At 61.9% G+C, this 16,124-nt stretch carries 14 protein-coding genes; 11 read left to right on the top strand and 3 right to left on the bottom strand.

The annotated features are described in order from the left end of the window. Positions 1-16: 16 nt before the first annotated feature. Positions 17-961, top strand: a complete 945-nt coding sequence (locus ACFPN2_RS01030; protein WP_380594102.1) for an SMP-30/gluconolactonase/LRE family protein — start codon at positions 17-19, stop codon at positions 959-961. A 60-nt stretch (positions 962-1,021) separates the two neighbouring features. Here ACFPN2_RS01030 and ACFPN2_RS01025 read toward each other — a convergent pair whose 3' ends face one another. Next, the gene (locus ACFPN2_RS01025; RefSeq protein ID WP_380594100.1) at positions 1,022-2,473 is read right to left on the bottom strand and encodes an esterase-like activity of phytase family protein; all 1,452 of its coding nucleotides are present in this window, start codon (positions 2,471-2,473) and stop codon (positions 1,022-1,024) included. A gap of 376 nt (positions 2,474-2,849) precedes the next feature. On the opposite strand from ACFPN2_RS01025, the gene ACFPN2_RS01020 reads away from it, so the two are divergent. From ACFPN2_RS01020 to ACFPN2_RS00995, 6 genes are read left to right on the top strand one after another with little or no spacing between them, the layout of a single operon-like run. Then, the gene (locus ACFPN2_RS01020) at positions 2,850-5,420 is read left to right on the top strand and encodes a TonB-dependent receptor plug domain-containing protein (protein WP_380594098.1); all 2,571 of its coding nucleotides are present in this window, start codon (positions 2,850-2,852) and stop codon (positions 5,418-5,420) included. A gap of 14 nt (positions 5,421-5,434) precedes the next feature. Then, positions 5,435-5,869: a DUF6152 family protein gene (locus ACFPN2_RS01015; RefSeq protein ID WP_380594096.1), complete on the top strand. Its 435-nt coding sequence runs from the start codon at positions 5,435-5,437 to the stop codon at positions 5,867-5,869. A 20-nt stretch (positions 5,870-5,889) separates the two neighbouring features. After that, the gene (locus ACFPN2_RS01010) at positions 5,890-6,657 is read left to right on the top strand and encodes a hypothetical protein (RefSeq protein ID WP_380595266.1); all 768 of its coding nucleotides are present in this window, start codon (positions 5,890-5,892) and stop codon (positions 6,655-6,657) included. Positions 6,658-6,668: 11 nt separating this feature from the next. Next, positions 6,669-7,619 carry a hypothetical protein gene (locus tag ACFPN2_RS01005; RefSeq protein WP_380594094.1) on the top strand — a complete coding sequence of 317 codons (951 nt, stop codon included), beginning with the start codon at positions 6,669-6,671 and terminating at the stop codon, positions 7,617-7,619. An 11-nt stretch (positions 7,620-7,630) separates the two neighbouring features. Then, positions 7,631-8,134, top strand: coding sequence for a DUF6644 family protein (locus tag ACFPN2_RS01000; RefSeq protein WP_380594092.1), 504 nt, complete (start codon positions 7,631-7,633; stop codon positions 8,132-8,134). Between the two features lie 3 nt (positions 8,135-8,137). Then, positions 8,138-8,611 carry a DUF6644 family protein gene (locus tag ACFPN2_RS00995; RefSeq protein WP_380594090.1) on the top strand — a complete coding sequence of 158 codons (474 nt, stop codon included), beginning with the start codon at positions 8,138-8,140 and terminating at the stop codon, positions 8,609-8,611. Here the strand turns inward: ACFPN2_RS00995 and ACFPN2_RS00990 are convergent. Beyond that, entirely contained in the window at positions 8,608-10,194 is a 1,587-nt protein-coding gene (locus ACFPN2_RS00990; protein WP_380594088.1) for a GAF domain-containing sensor histidine kinase, read from the bottom strand. The two genes, ACFPN2_RS00995 and ACFPN2_RS00990, sit on opposite strands and share 4 nt — an antisense overlap. Positions 10,195-10,376: 182 nt before the next feature. On the opposite strand from ACFPN2_RS00990, the gene ACFPN2_RS00985 reads away from it, so the two are divergent. Further along, entirely contained in the window at positions 10,377-11,276 is a 900-nt protein-coding gene (locus ACFPN2_RS00985) for an ROK family protein (RefSeq protein ID WP_380594086.1), read from the top strand. A 2-nt stretch (positions 11,277-11,278) separates the two neighbouring features. Here ACFPN2_RS00985 and ACFPN2_RS00980 read toward each other — a convergent pair whose 3' ends face one another. Next, positions 11,279-11,914 carry a glutathione S-transferase family protein gene (locus ACFPN2_RS00980; RefSeq protein ID WP_380594084.1) on the bottom strand — a complete coding sequence of 212 codons (636 nt, stop codon included), beginning with the start codon at positions 11,912-11,914 and terminating at the stop codon, positions 11,279-11,281. Between the two features lie 198 nt (positions 11,915-12,112). Here ACFPN2_RS00980 and ACFPN2_RS00975 point away from each other — a divergent pair, with 198 nt between their 5' ends. Genes ACFPN2_RS00975 through ACFPN2_RS00965 form a run of 3 tightly spaced genes read left to right on the top strand, consistent with a single transcriptional unit; the run spans position 12,113 to position 16,118 of the window. Beyond that, positions 12,113-12,421 (top strand): STAS domain-containing protein, encoded by a 309-nt coding sequence (locus ACFPN2_RS00975; protein ID WP_380594082.1) that lies wholly within the window; start codon positions 12,113-12,115, stop codon positions 12,419-12,421. Continuing rightward, positions 12,418-14,403, top strand: a complete 1,986-nt coding sequence (locus tag ACFPN2_RS00970) for a chemotaxis protein CheA (RefSeq protein ID WP_380594080.1) — start codon at positions 12,418-12,420, stop codon at positions 14,401-14,403. The genes ACFPN2_RS00975 and ACFPN2_RS00970 overlap by 4 nt, the downstream gene beginning before the upstream one ends. A gap of 17 nt (positions 14,404-14,420) precedes the next feature. Then, positions 14,421-16,118: a methyl-accepting chemotaxis protein gene (locus ACFPN2_RS00965; RefSeq protein ID WP_380594078.1), complete on the top strand. Its 1,698-nt coding sequence runs from the start codon at positions 14,421-14,423 to the stop codon at positions 16,116-16,118. Positions 16,119-16,124 lie beyond the last annotated feature (6 nt).

Below are 16,124 nucleotides of genomic sequence, written 5' to 3'. Positions count from 1 at the left end.
TTCATCAGGGAAACACATGAAGACGATTCGCTCCTGGCCGTTGGCCGGTTTGTTGATTGCGCTCGGCGCCCAGGCCGATGGATTGGTCACACCCGCCATCGACGGGGTCGTGGCCGCGGGTACGGCCATCGTGCTCATCAAGGAAGATTTCAAAGGCACCGAAGGGCCGATTGCCTTGCCCGATGGCTCGGTGGCCTTCACCGAAGGTCAGGCCAATCGCATTACTCGCATTGCCGCCGACAACAGTGTCTCCTCGTACTTGGAGAACTCGGGCGGCGCAAACGGTCTTGCATTCAACTCGGCCGGTGAGCTGATTGCGGTTGTGACTGCGAAGCCGGGTATTGCCGTGTTGGCGCCGGCCGGCAAGGAGCGAGTGCTCGTGGATCAATACGAGGGCACTGCGCTGAACCGACCGAACGATCTGGTCGTCGATAAGAAAGGCGGCGTGTACTTCACCGACCCGGGCGCACGTCCCGAGGCGGGCAAGCCTGCGTCTAAGACTGCGGTTTATTACTTGCCGCCGAAAGGCGCGCTCAAGCAACTGGCCACCGATATCGAGCGTCCGAATGGCATTCAGCTCAGTCCGGACGAGAAGACGCTGTATGTCGCCAACACTTTTGGCGATCACGTCCTCGCTTACGACATCAAGAAAGATGGCTCGGTGGGCGCGCGTCGCAATTTCGCCAAGCTCGACGGTGTGACTCAGAACGATATTGGCGGCATCACCAGTGGCGCCGACGGTCTCGCGGTCGATGCCAAGGGACGTTTGTATGTGGCGTCGGCGGCCGGTGTGCAGGTGTTCGATTCGAAAGGCGCGGCGCTCGGCACGATTGCGTTGCCGAAGGCTCCGCAGAATCTCGCCTTCGCGGGCGAGGGCAAGAAGACGTTGTATGTGGTGGGTCGGGGTGCGGCTTATAGGATCGCCGTGCTCACACCGGGCTTTGCGGGCCGGGTGAAGTAGGGCCCTTACTCGAAAGGCCGCGCGATCATATGACCGCGCGGCCAATTCGAGCCTCGGAGCTCATTCCTTCGCCGGACGGCACTCCTTGTCATCGCGGTCGTGACCGCGGTCATCCCACCGATAGTCGTACTTGTCCTTGTCCTTGCCCTTACCCTTGCCGTCGTCATCGCACTTCAGCAGCGGCGCGGTGTGGAGCACGATGAACTCGTTGTTGTCCGGCACCCCGAACTCACGACCGGCCGAGCCGGGGTAGTTGTTGTCGTTGATCACCAGCAAGCGATTGTTGTCCAGGATCAGCACGTCTTCGATGGTGGTGAACGGGAAGGTGAACACGTTCTTCGCCTTGCCGTCGGCTGCCACGTCGCGTGGATCGTAGATGTTCATCAGGTCGGCCACTTCCTGCTTGATCAGGAAGCCGTTGGCGTCGATCTGCTTCAGGTCGATCTTGTAGATCTTCTTGAAGCGGGCCGGGCTGGTGAAGCGCGGATCGCTGGCATCGCCCTGGCCGCTGTCACGCTCGATGATCAGGAACTGCGTGTCGGTCAGCGCGGTCATGTCGCCGATCGCGTTGCTGGCGCTTTCCATCGGATAGGCAAAGGTCTTGCCGGTGTACTTGCGATCCTTGAGGCTGAATTCGTTGATCAGCAGGCGTGTGCGCTCCGAGTCGCCGGTGACGGCCTTCTCGAGCAACGGATACAGCTTGGTCTTGCTGGCGTTCAGCGCCATGCCTTCGAAGCCGCCGGAGTCGGCGAGGTTTGCAGCCAGGGTGCGGACCGGATTGCTCACCGCCTGGATCAGCGGATTGATCTCGGTGCCGCCGATCGTGCTGGGCAGCTTGCGGAAGTTCGGCAGCGGGATCGGGGCTTCGAGCACGCGGCCCTTGGAGTCAGTGTGAATCAGATACGGGCCGAACTCATCGCCGAACCACAGCGTGCCATCCGGCGCGCGGCGGAACGATTCGATGTCGAAGTCCGAGCCGGTCAGCAGACGGTTCGCCTTGATGGACGCGTCGACCGGGATCGCGGCACCGCCGCCCACCGGCGTGCTCGGATACACGGTGCCGTCGGCGACGATGGCGAATGGCACCTTGTTCCACGGGTCGCTCAGCGTGATGAAGCTTTCGGAGGTGAACGCATCGAGATTGTCGCCCGTGAAACGATTCACCGGGGTCACCGTGCCGTCTTCGAAATCCGGGCGCACGGTGTAGACACGCAGCAACGCGTCGTTGGAGTTGGCTTTGTTACCGAAGCCGTTATCCGCCATCACCATATAAGTGCCGTCGTGCGGACCGGGCAGCACGGCCGAGAAGCCCTGCACGGGTTGCTTGTTGATGAAGGGCGTGGCGACGCCGTTGCCGCCGGTGGCGAACTGACCCGATGTTGGGCCGGTGGAAAAGCTGGCGCTGGGCAGAACCGCTCGCTCGAGCAGTTCGGCGGCTTGTACGGTGGAGGCTGCGGCGCCCATGGCAAGCAGCGCCATGGCAGTACGCAGAGGGTGGTTCAGACTCTTCATGTTGTGTCGACTCCGGCGCGCTTACGCGCCGACCTTCGACGCGTTCTTAAAGAGCGGCGGCGACATAATCGGGGGGTGATATTTCTGTTCGATGACCGGAATGAGACGGTTCTTCGGTTGCGCGTGGCAGCCCCAGATTCCCATCCCAACCGGCCGTCGCCGTGTAACAGCGACTGACCGTCCAGGTTACACGGTGGTCACGCCGACCCCGCAACGGTCACCGCGGTCACGATTCGACCCGCTTTCGGTCGTCGCCAGGTTAGAAATCGATCACATAAGGTTGCATGCAATTTAAATAACGACACGGCATTTCGCCGCGAGCGCCTGCGTCGCTAGATTGCGCCGCCCGTAGGTCTTTCGAGGAAGAATTGCCATCATGCGTCGCGTCTCTGCTGCGGCCTTTGTTTCTTTGTTGAGTGTCAACTCGATTTCGACAGTGTACGCACAGGATGTGGACGCCAACGGAGCCGGTACGGATGCCGGCGTGATCGATAGCGTGGTCGTGCTTGGCACGGCGCGTGAGAACACCACTGCATTGACCAGCACCGCGCCGGTCGATGTCATCACTCCCGATCAGCTGCGTGAGACGGGTGCGGTCACCGTCAATCAGGCGCTGTCGAAGTTGCATCCTTCGTTCAACTTCCCGCAAGGTCAGAATGCGGTGAAGGGGCAGGGCGTGCGCTCGGCGTCGCTGCGTGGCGTGGGCCCTGCGTACACGCTGGTGCTGGTCAACGGCAAGCGTCGTCATTTGTCGGCGCAGCTTTCCGGCACCGATCCTTGGCCGGCGGCGCAGGTCGTCGACATCAACACCATTCCGGTGAATGCGATCGAGCGCGTCGAAGTCCTGCGTGACGGCGCCGCCGCTCAGTACGGTTCTGACGCCATTGCAGGCGTCATCAACATCGTGCTTCGTAAAGATTCCTCCGGCGGCTCGCTCGGCGGTCGTTATGGCGGCTACAGCGACGGTGGCGGTGAGACGCACCAGTTGTTGGGTAACGCCGCGACTTCAATCGGTGAAGACGGCTTCATCAACGTCAGCGTCGATCGCTTGAAGAACGACAACGTCGATCGCAGCGAGGCCGACTGGCGTCAGCTGTTCCCGAACGGCGATTCGCGCAACGAGACGTTCAACAAGGAGTACGGCCAGTGGGGTCAATCCACGCGTGACAACTGGACCGCGTTGATCAATGCCGAGATCGGCTTGAGCGACAGCGTGCGGGCTTACGGCTGGGTCAACTACTCCGATAAGTCGGCGCTGAACTACGTCAACCCCGAGCGCATCGTCAAAGCGAACACGCGCGTGGCCTCCGCGACCGATCCGACTCGCGTGTCCGAGACCGCGGTCATTCCGGTGTATCCGAATGGCTACCAGCCGTTCATGACTTACGACGCCGAGGACATCGCGGCCGTTGCCGGCGTGCGCTATGAAGGCGCATCGCTTGGCGATCTGGACTTTGCAGTGTCCTTCGGTCAGAACGAGACCGGCCGCACCACCGAAAACACCATCAACCCCAGTTACGGCCCGGACAGCCCGACCAGGTTTTATCTCGGCTCGTGGAAGAGCCGCACCACCAGTGTGACGTTGGATTACACCAAGGACCTGGAGATTTCGGGCCTGCAGTCCTCGGTGCTCTCGTCCGGTGTGTTGTATCGACATGAGTATTGGGGCACGGCCGATCTCGGCGATGCGGCGGGTTACACCAGTGGTCCGCTCGCGGGTCGCACGATCGCGTCGCTGTATGGTGCCGGCGGTATCTACAACCAGTACGCATCCCTGTTCCCGAGCGTGAACTTCGCGGCTGATACGTCGGTGGTGGGCGCGACGGGTTCGTCGACCTCGGGCATCAACCCGATCGATGCCGGTTCGGTGACGCGCAATGTGTACGGTGGCTATGCCGGCATCGACTTCACCGTGTTCGACAAGCTGGATCTCGGCTTGACCGCGCGCTTCGAGGATTACTCCGACTTCGGCAGCACGACCAACTATCGACTGACCGGTCGTTACGAGTTCATTCCTGCCGTGGCCTTGCGTGGCACGTTGAGCAGCGGCTTCCATGCGCCGAGCCTGGCGCAGTTGGGTAACCAGTCGACCGGCTACACCAGCACGTTCACCAACAACGGCTCGAGCATTCTCACGCCGGGTCGCACGCGTCTGTTCCGTTCCAACGATCCGCAGGCCGCCGCCTTCGGCGCCAAGCCGTTGGATCCGGAAGAGTCGACCACGATCTCGCTGGGCCTGGTGCTACGTCCGACGAGCAGCAGCTCGGTGACCATCGACGCGTATCAGCTGGACGTCGACGATGTCATCACGATCACGGACACGATTCAGGGGCCGGCGGTCACGTCCGCGTTCAATGCCATCGGCCTGACGGGTTACACACAGGCGACCTACTACTTGAACGCCTGGGACACGCGTACGCGTGGTGTGGATCTGGTCGGCCGCCAGCAACTGAAGCTGGCGGGCGGCACGCTCGATCTGACCGCGGCGGCAAGCTTCCTCGATACCGAAGTGGAGCGCTTGAATCCGTTCACCAACATCGGCACCTCGCCGGTGATTGGCGCCTCACGCGTTCGTGACGCCGAAACCGGCATCCCGAAGAACAAGTACATCTTGAACGGTCGCTACAGCTATGGCGCCTGGTCGGTGGATCTCACCGGCACGTACTATTCGAGCTACACCTATAACGTCGGCGAGACCCCGGGCCTGGCGACCGCGAACGGCAACATCGATCAGGAATTTTCGCCGGAAACGTATTTCGATCTGGGCTTCGACTACGAGCTGCTGCAGGGCTTGCGCCTGAACCTGCTGGTGCAGAACGTGTTCAACAAGTACCCGGAGAAGTACGTCAACGGCAACCGCTCGAGCGGCATCAATCCGTACTCGTTCATCGCGCCCAACGGGGCCTCCGGTCGCTTCATCCAGGGCGGCGTGACCTTCTCGTTCTGATCGGAAGCAGCAACATGAGCAAAGCCATCGTCAAAACATTTCTGTCCGTGCTTACCGCGGGCTACTTGCTGGCGGGATCGAGCCAGGTCTCCGCGCATCATGCATTCGCGGCCGAGTTCGATGCCGACAAGCCGCTGGATCTCAAAGGCAAGGTGACCAAGATCAAGTGGGTCAACCCGCACAGCTGGCTGTACTTCGATGTGACCGATGCCAAGGGCGCCGTGACCAATTGGGGCGTCGAGTTCGGGGCGCCGAATCAGCTGGCGAAGATTGGTTTGAAGAAGACCGATGTCGCGCCGGGCACCGAAGTTCACATTCGCGGTTATCTCGCGAAGAACGGCGGCCCGTACGGCTATTCGGTGATCGTCACGTTGCCCGATGGGCGTGAGTTCCAGACCGGCGGTGCGCAAGACGCGCCGTCGGCCCGGACCGCGAGCCTGACTCAGTGAGGGCAACGATGCGTTCAGTGATGACAGCCCGAATCGCGGTTGTGTTGGTAGGTGGGTTGCTGGCCGCTACGCTGGCAACCGCCGCACCGAAGATTCCGCGACTGAAGAGTGGCAAGCCCGACTTCTCCGGCATCTGGGAAACCACCAGTGCCGCGGAATATGACCTGGAGCCGCATTCCGGTCGCGCCGACGCTCCTCCGAGCGCTGGCGTGATCGATGGCAAGACCATTCCCTATTTGCCCGCCGCCTTGGAGCAGAAGAAGAAAAACTTCGCTGCCCGTGGCACGGAAGATCCGCGCTTGAAGTGCTGGACCCTCGGCACCCCGCGCGGCATCTACTATCGCGAGCCGTTCCAGATTTTCCAGCGCGATCGCGACCTGACCTTGCTGTTCCAGTTCGGTCATTCGGTGCGCACCATTCATACGAACGGCACGTTGCATCCGGAGGTCACGGACAACGAGTTCTACCTCGGCGATTCGCGCGGCCGTTGGGAAGGCGACACGTTGGTGGTTGATGTGACTGACTTCAACACCGAAACGTGGCTGGACCGCGCCGGTAACTTCCACGGCCCGAAATTGCACGTGGTGGAGCGGTGGAAGTTCCTCGATGAGAACACCATCGAATATCAGGCGACGCTGGAAGATCCCGAGGTGTTCTCGCGCCCCTGGACGTTGAGCGTGCACTTGAACCGGCATCGCGAAAAAGATTTCCAGCTGATCGAGAACTACTGCTTCACGCTGGGCTACGACAAGTTCTACCCGGTGCCGCAGCAGGGCACGACCGAATGATGGCTCAGAGCATGAAGACGAAATTGTTATTGACGGTCGCGACGGTGGCGGCGGTGCTCGCTGGGACGCAGGCTGACGCGCAACAGCCGCCACCGGGCGCGGGCATTCAACGTGAGACGACCGTGCCGAAGCTCGAGTCGGGCAAATGGACCGGCAAGCGACTCGCCGACGGCCAGCCGGATGTGGAAGGGCATTGGTCGAACACCATTGCCAATCACAACAACTGGACCGATCCGCAAGGCGGCGTGCCGGGCGATCCCAACCCCAGGGCCAGGCCGAAGACGCAGCGTTCAGAGCGTGCGCCGAGTCGGGTCAGCGATCCGCCGGACGGTGAGTTGCCGTTTCAGCCCTGGGCGCGGGCGGTCCAGCAGGAATATCTGAAATACTTCCACGACCCGATCAAGGAACAATACGTCGAGCCGCTCGCACGCTGCGCGCCGGCCGGTGTGCCGAAGTCATTCACGTGGCATGGCTACGAAATCCGCCAGTTCCCGGGCTATGTGGTGTTCCTGTTCAACTCCGGTACGCGCGTCATTCATCTGGATGGCAAGCCGCACTTGCCTGAGAACATCAAACTGTGGAACGCCGACTCTCGCGGCCGCTGGGAAGGCAACACGCTGATCGTCGATGTCGCGAACAACAACGCCAAGGCGCGCCTGGCTCGCACCGGCGAGTTCTTCAGCGAGAACGCACGCATCGAAGAGCGCTACATCTTCAACAACGAAGGCACGCGATATAACTACGTCGCGACGGTCACCGACCCCACCGTGTTCACGCGGCCGTGGACAGCGACCATTCCAGCGCGGCGCTTCACGCTCGAAGACGAGCCGGATGGCTGGCACTACGAGGTGGCCCTGGCGAATCAACCCGCGGGCAAGCCGCCGCTGATCGAGCGCTATGAGCGCATCTGCGTCGAGAACAATGGGCCGTTCGGCAACGTCGCCGTGCTCGGCGCCAAGTAAGGAACAGGCTCATGTCTACGTTATATGCATTGGCGGAGCAGATCGAGGCGTCGGCGATTGGCGTGGCCATCGCCGAGTCGCGCTATGCCTATCCCATCATCGAGGGCATTCATCTCATCGGCCTGTCGGTCTCGGTGGGCTTGATCTTCCTCACCGACCTGCGCCTGATGAATCTGTTCATGAAGAAGGTGCCGGTGATCGACGTGCTGCGTCATCTGCGACCGTACGTCATCGGCGGCTTCATTGCGGTGTTCATTTCGGGCGGACTGCTGTTCTGGTCGGCGGCGGCACGCATGCTCGACAGTCCCGCGTTCGTCGCGAAGATGATCTTCATGTTCTTCGCGGGGCTCAACGCGCTGTACTTTGAGTTGGTAATCGCGCAGCGGGCGCCGGTGCAGGAGAGCCATCCGGTGCTGCCTTCGAGTGTCGCAGTGGCTGGCGTGGCCTCTTTTGGGCTGTGGACTCTGGTCGTGGTGTGCGGCCGATTGATTCCGTATCTGCCGACGTGGGGCTGAGCCATGACGACGACTGACATCCTTTCCTGGCTGCAAGACAGCGCGCTCGCTCACACGATCAGCAAGACCGATCATCTGGTGGGGGCTGGGCTGCAGATCATCCACGTCATGGGGCTGGTGGCTTTGCTCGCCTCGCTGGTGCTGATCAGCCTGCACCTCGTGGGTCTTGCGTTCAAGAATCAGCCGATTACAGACATCGCCAAAGAAGCGACCAAGCTCGTGTGGGTAGGACTGACGCTCACGGCGCTGAGCGGCACCTTGATGTTCATCGCCACGCCCAAGCTGTATTTCTACAATCCGGCATTCCGCTTGAAGATGATTCTGTTCTTCGTGGCGGTGATCGTGCAGCTGGCGTTGTTCCGTAAGACCGCGAGTCAACAGGAGCCGTCGCCGGCGTTTGCTCGCGCCAGCGTGGGTATCTCGCTGGCCGCGTGGTTCAGCGTCGCGATGGCGGGCCGGATGATCGGCTTTATCTAGAGGATGGGCAGCTCGAAATAGAACGTCGAGCCCACGCCCAGCTGAGTTTCGAACCCGAGCACGCCGCCGTGGTGCTGGATGATCGCGCGGCTGATGTTCAGGCCCAATCCTGAGCCGCCTTTGCGATTGGTCGCGGTCCAGTTGGCCTGCGCGAACTTTTCGAAAATGTGCGGCCGGAACTCTTCGGGAATGCCGTCGCCGCGATCGGTGATGTTCACCCGGATGCTTGCATCCGTGCGAGTTACATGCACGTCGATCGTGCCGCCCGCCGGCGAATGCTTGACCGCATTCGAAATCAGATTGGCCAACACCTGCATCAAGCGATCGGCGTCGGCGTGCAAAAAGGCCCGGGGCAGGTCGGAGCGCACGTCGATCTTGACTTGATACTGATCCGCATACGGTCTGAGCTCGACCGCCGCTTGCGTGACCAGTTGGTTCAAATCGAAGTCGGTGCGACGATAGGCAAACGCGCCCGACTCGATCTTCTCGATATCCAGAATGTCATTGACCAGACGATGCAGTCGATCGGCGTTGCGATCGGCAAGCGCCGTCAATGCCTGAGCCTTCGGCGGCAGCTCGCCCGCGGCGCCGGCGGCAAGAATTCCGAGCGCGCCGCGCAGTGCCGTCACCGGCGTGCGCAACTCATGACTCACCATCGTCAGGAACTCGGCTTTGCCGCGCTCGATGTTCTTGCGCTCGGTGATGTCCTGGATCTGCGAAATGAAGTACAGCGGTTTCTGCTTGTCCCACACCAGCGACACGCTCAAATGCGCCCACACCGCATGACCGGTGCGATGTAAATAGCGCTTCTCCAGTTGATAGGTGCGAATCTCCCGAGCCAGCACCCGGCGCACCAGGAGCAGATCGGACTCCAGATCGTCGGGGTGCGTGATGGCTTGGAAGGTGGTGCGCGTCAGCTCATCGGCCGGATAGCCGAGCATGTCGCAAAGAGACTGGTTGACTCGCAGCCACTCACCTTCGGGCGAGACCAGCGCAATGCCGATGGGCGCGTTCTCATAAGCTTCGCGAAACAATGCCTCGCTACGAGTCAGCGCTTGCATCGCTCCGCGCAGCGCCGCCGATGTGCGCCGTTCTTCCATCAGCGCCATCACCTGGCGCGACAGGGCGAGCAGGGCGTCCTTTTGCTCGGGCTCCAGGTGTCGCGGCTCGCGATCGATCACACACAACGTGCCCAGTGCATGACCGTCCGCCGATACCAGCGGCGCGCCCGCATAAAAGCGAACGTGCGGGTCGCCCGTGACATAGGGATTGGAGGAGAAGCGATCGTCGGTGCGTGCGTCGACGACCGTGAGCACTTTATCCGGCTCCACGATGGCATGCGCGCAGAACGCAAGCTCACGCGGGGTTTCAGTACCGTCGAGACCCACTTTGGATTTGAACCACTGCCGGTCCTCGTTGATCAGTGTGATCAGCGCCATGGGCGTGCGGCAGATCCGGGAGGCGAGCAGCGTGATGTCGTCGTAGCGCAGTTCCCGCCCGCTATCCATGATCTCGTAGGACTGCAAAGCCCGCAGTCGCGACGGCTCGTTGAGCGGAATGGGAAAGCGGAAACTGTCAGACATGTTCATTCTTCGGCCGAGGCTGCCGTGCCATGAGGATCCGGGCTAGCGCGCATTGCTGAACTGAGAGGCCGTTCACCTCAAGTCAGGGATTGCCGAAACACCCCCGAGTGACGCGGATCACGCTGCCTGCGAGGCAGAAGTACACGCTATATTTCCGACCCCACCGTTGGGAGGGAATTGCCTTGTTGTACGGAGCCATCGAGGGCGGCGGAACCAAGTTTGTGTGCGCGGTCGGCCGCTCGTCCGAAGACGTGCTCGACAGCGTCGTGCTGCCGACGATCCAGGCCGAAACCACGTTGAGAGCGTGCGTGGAGTTTTTCAGCACAGCCGAACAGAAGTTCGGGCGGATCGCAGCGTTCGGCTTCGGCTGTTTCGGACCGATCGATTTGCGGTCTCACGGGCCCACGCACGGACACATGCTCGCGACTCCGAAGCCTGGTTGGTCCCGGGTGGATTTGCTGAAGCCGCTCACAGCGCGCTTCGACGTGCCGATCTCGATCGATACTGACGTGTCAGCCGCCGCATTGGCGGAATGGAGGCTCGGCGCGGGACGCGGGCTGGGCTCGATTGCGTATGTCACGGTCGGCACGGGCATTGGCGGCGGTGTCGCGCCTCACGATCTGTCGACGCCGCGGCTCATGCATGCCGAGATGGGGCATATCTCCGTGCGAAGGGATGCGCGCGAGCAGGATTTTCCCGGCGTCTGTCCGTTCCATGGCGATTGTCTGGAAGGCCTCGCGAGCGGTCCCGCCATCCAGGCGCGCTGGGGTTGTCAGCTCGACGCCTTGCCGCCCAACCACGAAGCGTGGTCGATCATCGGCGGTTATCTCGGTCAGCTGGCCGCCACGATTGCGCTCATGGTGTCGGTCGAGCGAGTGGTCTTCGGGGGCGGCGTGATGGCCAATGGCCTGCTACTCCCTCATATCCGCGAGGCGGCGGCCAGCTCGCTCAAAGGCTATCTCGAGCCGCTGAGTCATCCCGGCGCGCTCGATACATACATCTGCGCTCCCCAGTTGGGAACGCGCGCCGGGATTGCCGGCGCGTTTCTGTTGGCGGAGCGGGCGCTCGCGACGGCTCGTTGACGTCAGGCCGGCGCCACGTCGAATTGATACGAGGTGTTTTGCGCCGAGGGTCGGGTCGCGAAGGTTTTGCGAAAGGCCTCGAGCTTGGAGTACGGCTCGATGGGCAACGTCTTGCGAAAGTGCAGATGCTCGATCATGCAAAACAGCGAGACCTCGAACAGGCTCACCTGTCGCGATGCTGGCAGCGCATTGAGCGCGTCGGGCAGGTGAGTATCGAGCCAGGTCAGCGCACCTTCGAACCCGGTCCGCGCTTTCTCGAAGTAAAGATTGTCGGCCGGCAGCTTCGCAACCAGGGTGCCGAACACGATCTGCACCTGCGCAGTCATGCAATGCCAGACCAGTTCTTGAGCATTCCTCGACACTGGGGGCCGGAGCTGTTCGGGCCACACGATGGCGGTGGATTTATGCGCGTGATCCGCCAGTGCGCGGCAAATATTCTCAGTGCCGAACACGACGTCGTCCCCGATGCGCAGGATGGGCAGCTTCAGCGCCGGGTTGTCGGCGTAGCTCGTAGGGGTTTGTGCCGTCATGTCGTAAATGGGATCGATGTCATACGACAGGCCGAGCTCTTCAGCGAAGATGCGCGCGATGCGGGTGAAATGCGAGCTGCGTCGCCCGACGATTTGCAATGAGGTCATGCGAGTTCCGTGATCGACTTCAACAACTCGTCAAAGCTACGACGCTCGCCATAGAAGAATCAACAGTCCGCCTTCCTTGTTAAGGGTGATGTCTTATACGGATGCGGGTGGCATACCCGCAGGACATTCAGGGATTCTCCGCGCTTTATCCAACAGCGTTCCCGGCCGATACGTACCGTGGAGCCGTAGGACTAAGCGATGGACCACGATCAAAAATTTTCGATGAGCGAGCTGCGAGTGGATGGTGAGATGACCATCTATCGCGCCACCGAGGTCGCGCAGACCTTGTTCGACGCCGTGCGCGCACAGACAGGCGATGTGGGCCTGGATATGTCGGACGTGACGGAGTTCGACACCGCGGGCTTGCAGCTCGTGTTGATGGCCCGGCGCATGGTGGAGGCAAGCGGTAATCGCCTCGAGGTGGTACAGCCCAGCGAATGCGTGCTCGAAGTGCTCAAGCTGTGCAACGTCGCCCTCAATAACAGCGAAGCACAGGCCGCATCATGACCGACGCCGCGTTACCTACTTTCATCGCGGAAAGCCGCGAGCTGCTGCGTGAGATGGAAGCGGCCTTGCTCGAATGCGAGCAGGGCGAGACCGGCGCCGAAGCCGTCAACTCGATCTTCCGCGCGGCCCACACGATCAAAGGTTCGTCCGGCCTGTTCGGTCTGGACGGCATCGTTGCCTTCACTCACGTCGTCGAAAGCGTGCTGGATCGCGTCCGCGCGAACAGCTTGCAGATGGATCGCACGCTCGCGGCGATCCTGCTCGAATGCCGCGACCACATCGAACACCTGGTCGATGCGGTCGCCGACGGCAAGCCCGATGACGTTCAGCTCGCAACCAAAGGCGAGAGCCTGCTGCAGAAGCTGAGCGCGCGTGCCGGTGGCCCAGCCACCACACATACGACTGCTTCTGCGGCTGCCGCCTCTGCTTCCGTTGTGCCCCCCGCAGGGCAGCGGTGGCAGATCACGGTGCAGTTTCATACCGAGGTCCTGCGTAATGGCATGGACCCGTTGTCCTTCATTCGTTATCTGAGCACGCTCGGCGAGATCGTTGAGTTGAAGTTGCTCACTGAGCGGCTGCCCGCTGCGGAAGAATTCGACGCCGAGGCTTGCTACCTGGGCTTCGAAATCGAGCTCGCGAGCAGCGAGACTCAGCAGCGCATAGAAGGTGCGTTCGAGTTCGTGCGCGAGGATTGCACTCTGCAAGTGCGTCCGAAAGCGCCGGCGGCCAACGAATCGTTGGCCGAGAAGCGCGAGTCTTCGGACATCAAGGAGACCAAGGCCGCCAAGAGCAGCGATCGTTCGCTGCGTGTCGATGGCGACAAGCTCGACGCGCTCATCGACCTGATCGGCGAGCTCGTGACCGCGGGTGCCACCACGACGATTACCGCTCGCAAGGCGGGACTCTCGGAATTGAATGAATCGACGCTGCGCCTGGCGCGGCTCGTCGAAGAAGTGCGCGATCAGGCGTTGAAGCTGCGCATGGTGCAGATCGGACCGACGTTCTCGCGGTTCCAGCGCATCGTGCGCGACGTGGCGCGCGAGATCGGCAAGGAAATCCGGCTCGAGATCGGCGGCGCCGAGACCGAGCTCGACAAGACCTTGATCGAGAGCATCACCGATCCGCTGACTCATCTGGTCCGTAACGCCATCGATCACGGCATCGAAACCGCCGAGGTGCGTCGTAACCGCGGCAAGAACGTCGAAGGCGTGGTGCGCCTCGATGCGTATCACGACTCCGGCTCGGTCGTCATCGAAGTGGCCGACGACGGCGGCGGCTTGAAGCGGGAGCGCATCATCGCCAAGGCGATGGAGCGCGGCTTGATCACCGATGGCAGCTCGCTGACCGACAGCGAAGCGTTCGCGTTGATCTTCGAGCCGGGCTTCTCGACGGCGGAGCAGGTGACCAACCTGTCCGGGCGCGGCGTCGGCATGGACGTGGTCAAGCGCAACGTCAATGCGTTGCGTGGCACGGTCGAGCTCGACAGCAAGGAAGGTCAGGGCACGACAGTGCGCATTCGCCTGCCGTTGACGCTCGCCATCATCGACGGCTTCCTGGTCGGCGTGGGCGGCTCGTCCTTCGTGATCCCGTTGGAGCTGGTCGAGGAGTGCGTCGAGCTGGGCGATGAGCATCGCTCTTCGGACGGCGACCAGCGTTACATCAATCTGCGCGGGCAAGTGTTGCCGTTCGTCCGCCTGCGCGAAATGTTTTCTATTCGATCGTCTGCTTCGCGTCGGGAGAGCATCGTTGTGATCCGCTCCGGCGGCAAGCGCATCGGCATCGTCGTCGATGACTTGCTCGGAGAAATGCAGGCGGTCATCAAGCCCTTGTCGCGGCTGTTCAGCCGGATTCGGGGCATCGGCGGTTCGACCATTCTAGGAACGGGACAGCTGGCACTGATACTGGATGTGCCCAGCTTGCTCGACCTGTGCCTGAACACGCGTCAGGTCCAGGTAGCGCCGCGCCGCGCACTCACGGATTGATTCATATTGGAGAGGTCATGTTCAGGAATTTGAAGATAGGGATCCGGCTCGGGCTGAGCTTCGCGCTCATCCTGATCCTGCTCGGAGCAGTCACATATATCGGTATCGACGGCTTCAAGCTGATGAAGGCTGGCACGGACGACATCGTCACCAACCGGACCCCGAAGATGGAAATGGCGCTGGAGTTACAGCGCAATGCCGAGACGCTGGGCCTCGTGGCCCGCGATCAATTGCTCGCCACCGATGCCAAGCAGCTCGACAAGGCCGTCCAGCAGATGCTCACCGTGCGTGAGCGCAATGCGAAGATCGTCGATACGTTGACCTCGACGGTGAACTCCGAGCGTGGCAAGGAAAAGCTCGCTGCTGTGGTTCGCGCGCGTCTCGAGTACGCAAAGGCGCAGGACACGATGGTGGAGCTGTTGCAGGCGGGCAAGAAAGAAGACGCCGCGCACTGGCTGCGTACCGACCAGCGCGAAGCTCGCGAAGCCATGACGGCCGCGACCGATGCTTATTTCGATCATGAGCGCGCGTCGGTGAACGAAGCCGGCCAGGCCGCGGAAGAAACGTACATCGAAGCCGGCAAGATGATGATGACCGGTGCCGGAATCGCGGCACTGCTCGCGCTCATCGCCGGCGTGTGGGTGACATTGTCGATCACCCGTCCCATCGGGCTGGCGGCTTCGGTCGCCAATCGCATGGCCGACGGCGATCTCACCGCGCGGGTCACCGCCGACTCGACCGATGAGGCGGGCATGCTGTTGCAAGCGATCAGCATGATGACCGAGCGGTTGTCGCAAGTCGTCGGCGAAGTGCGCTCCTCGGCGGATACGTTGACGAGTGCGTCGGAAGAAATGTCGGCGACCGCGCAGTCGCTGTCGCAGGCTTCGACCGAGCAGGCCGCGAGCGTCGAGGAAACCTCGGCGTCGGTGGAGCAGATGACGGCGTCGATCGGCCAGAACACCGACAACGCCAAGATCACCGATCAGATGGCGAGCAAAGCGGCCTCCGAAGCCTCCGAAGGCGGCCAGGCCGTGCGCCAGACCGTCGAGGCGATGAAACAGATTGCCCAGAAGATTTCCATCATCGACGACATCGCTTATCAGACCAATCTGCTGGCGTTGAACGCGGCGATCGAAGCCGCTCGCGCTGGCGAGCATGGCAAAGGATTCGCGGTCGTCGCCGCCGAAGTGCGCAAGCTCGCGGAGCGTTCGCAAGTGGCCGCACAGGAAATCGGCGAAGTCGCCGGCTCCTCGGTCGAGCTCGCCGAACGCGCCGGCAAGTTGCTCGATGAGATGGTGCCCGCCATTCGCAAGACCTCCGAGCTCGTACAGGAAATCACTGCAGCGAGCCAGGAACAGTCCTCAGGCGTGGGCCAGATCAACACCGCAATGACGCAGCTGTCACAGTTGACACAACAAAATGCGTCGTCGAGTGAAGAACTTGCTGCGACTGCCGAAGAGATGAGTAGCCAGGCGCAGCAGCTGCAGGCCGCCATCTCCTTCTTCAAGGTCGAGGGCGGGAAGTCGAATGCGTCGTCCAAGCCGGCGACGAAGTCGGCGACGCGCGTGAGCCGGGTGCCCTCGAGCTGGGCGCCCAAGTCGCCGGTGGAGATGCCCGTAGCCGCGGTCGCGATGGCGGCCCACGCGGGCAACGGCAAGGCGAATGGCAACGGCCATGACCATAGCGTGACGATGGATCAGTTCGTGCGCTTCTAGGAGCAG

The sequence above is a fragment of the Steroidobacter flavus genome, assembly GCF_042651805.1.
Taxonomy (GTDB): Bacteria; Pseudomonadota; Gammaproteobacteria; order Steroidobacterales; family Steroidobacteraceae; genus Steroidobacter; species Steroidobacter flavus.
The sequence above is the reverse complement of the archived record's forward strand: the minus strand, read 5'-3'. Positions and strand labels throughout refer to the sequence as shown.

Bases quoted from the DNA above. Each gene is read 5' to 3' on its own strand.
- ACFPN2_RS01010 (WP_380595266.1), top strand. From the start codon at position 5,890: ATGACAGCCCGAATCGCGGTTGTGTTGGTAGGTGGGTTGCTGGCCGCT.
- ACFPN2_RS00975 (WP_380594082.1), top strand. From the start codon at position 12,113: ATGGACCACGATCAAAAATTTTCGATGAGCGAGCTGCGAGTGGATGGT.
- ACFPN2_RS00980 (WP_380594084.1), bottom strand. From the start codon at position 11,914: ATGACCTCATTGCAAATCGTCGGGCGACGCAGCTCGCATTTCACCCGC.
- ACFPN2_RS01005 (WP_380594094.1), top strand. From the start codon at position 6,669: ATGAAGACGAAATTGTTATTGACGGTCGCGACGGTGGCGGCGGTGCTC.
- ACFPN2_RS00965 (WP_380594078.1), top strand. From the start codon at position 14,421: ATGTTCAGGAATTTGAAGATAGGGATCCGGCTCGGGCTGAGCTTCGCG.
- ACFPN2_RS00970 (WP_380594080.1), top strand. From the start codon at position 12,418: ATGACCGACGCCGCGTTACCTACTTTCATCGCGGAAAGCCGCGAGCTG.
- ACFPN2_RS01025 (WP_380594100.1), bottom strand. From the start codon at position 2,473: ATGAAGAGTCTGAACCACCCTCTGCGTACTGCCATGGCGCTGCTTGCC.
- ACFPN2_RS01030 (WP_380594102.1), top strand. From the start codon at position 17: ATGAAGACGATTCGCTCCTGGCCGTTGGCCGGTTTGTTGATTGCGCTC.
- ACFPN2_RS00995 (WP_380594090.1), top strand. From the start codon at position 8,138: ATGACGACGACTGACATCCTTTCCTGGCTGCAAGACAGCGCGCTCGCT.
- ACFPN2_RS01000 (WP_380594092.1), top strand. From the start codon at position 7,631: ATGTCTACGTTATATGCATTGGCGGAGCAGATCGAGGCGTCGGCGATT.
- ACFPN2_RS00990 (WP_380594088.1), bottom strand. From the start codon at position 10,194: ATGTCTGACAGTTTCCGCTTTCCCATTCCGCTCAACGAGCCGTCGCGA.
- ACFPN2_RS01020 (WP_380594098.1), top strand. From the start codon at position 2,850: ATGCGTCGCGTCTCTGCTGCGGCCTTTGTTTCTTTGTTGAGTGTCAAC.
- ACFPN2_RS01015 (WP_380594096.1), top strand. From the start codon at position 5,435: ATGAGCAAAGCCATCGTCAAAACATTTCTGTCCGTGCTTACCGCGGGC.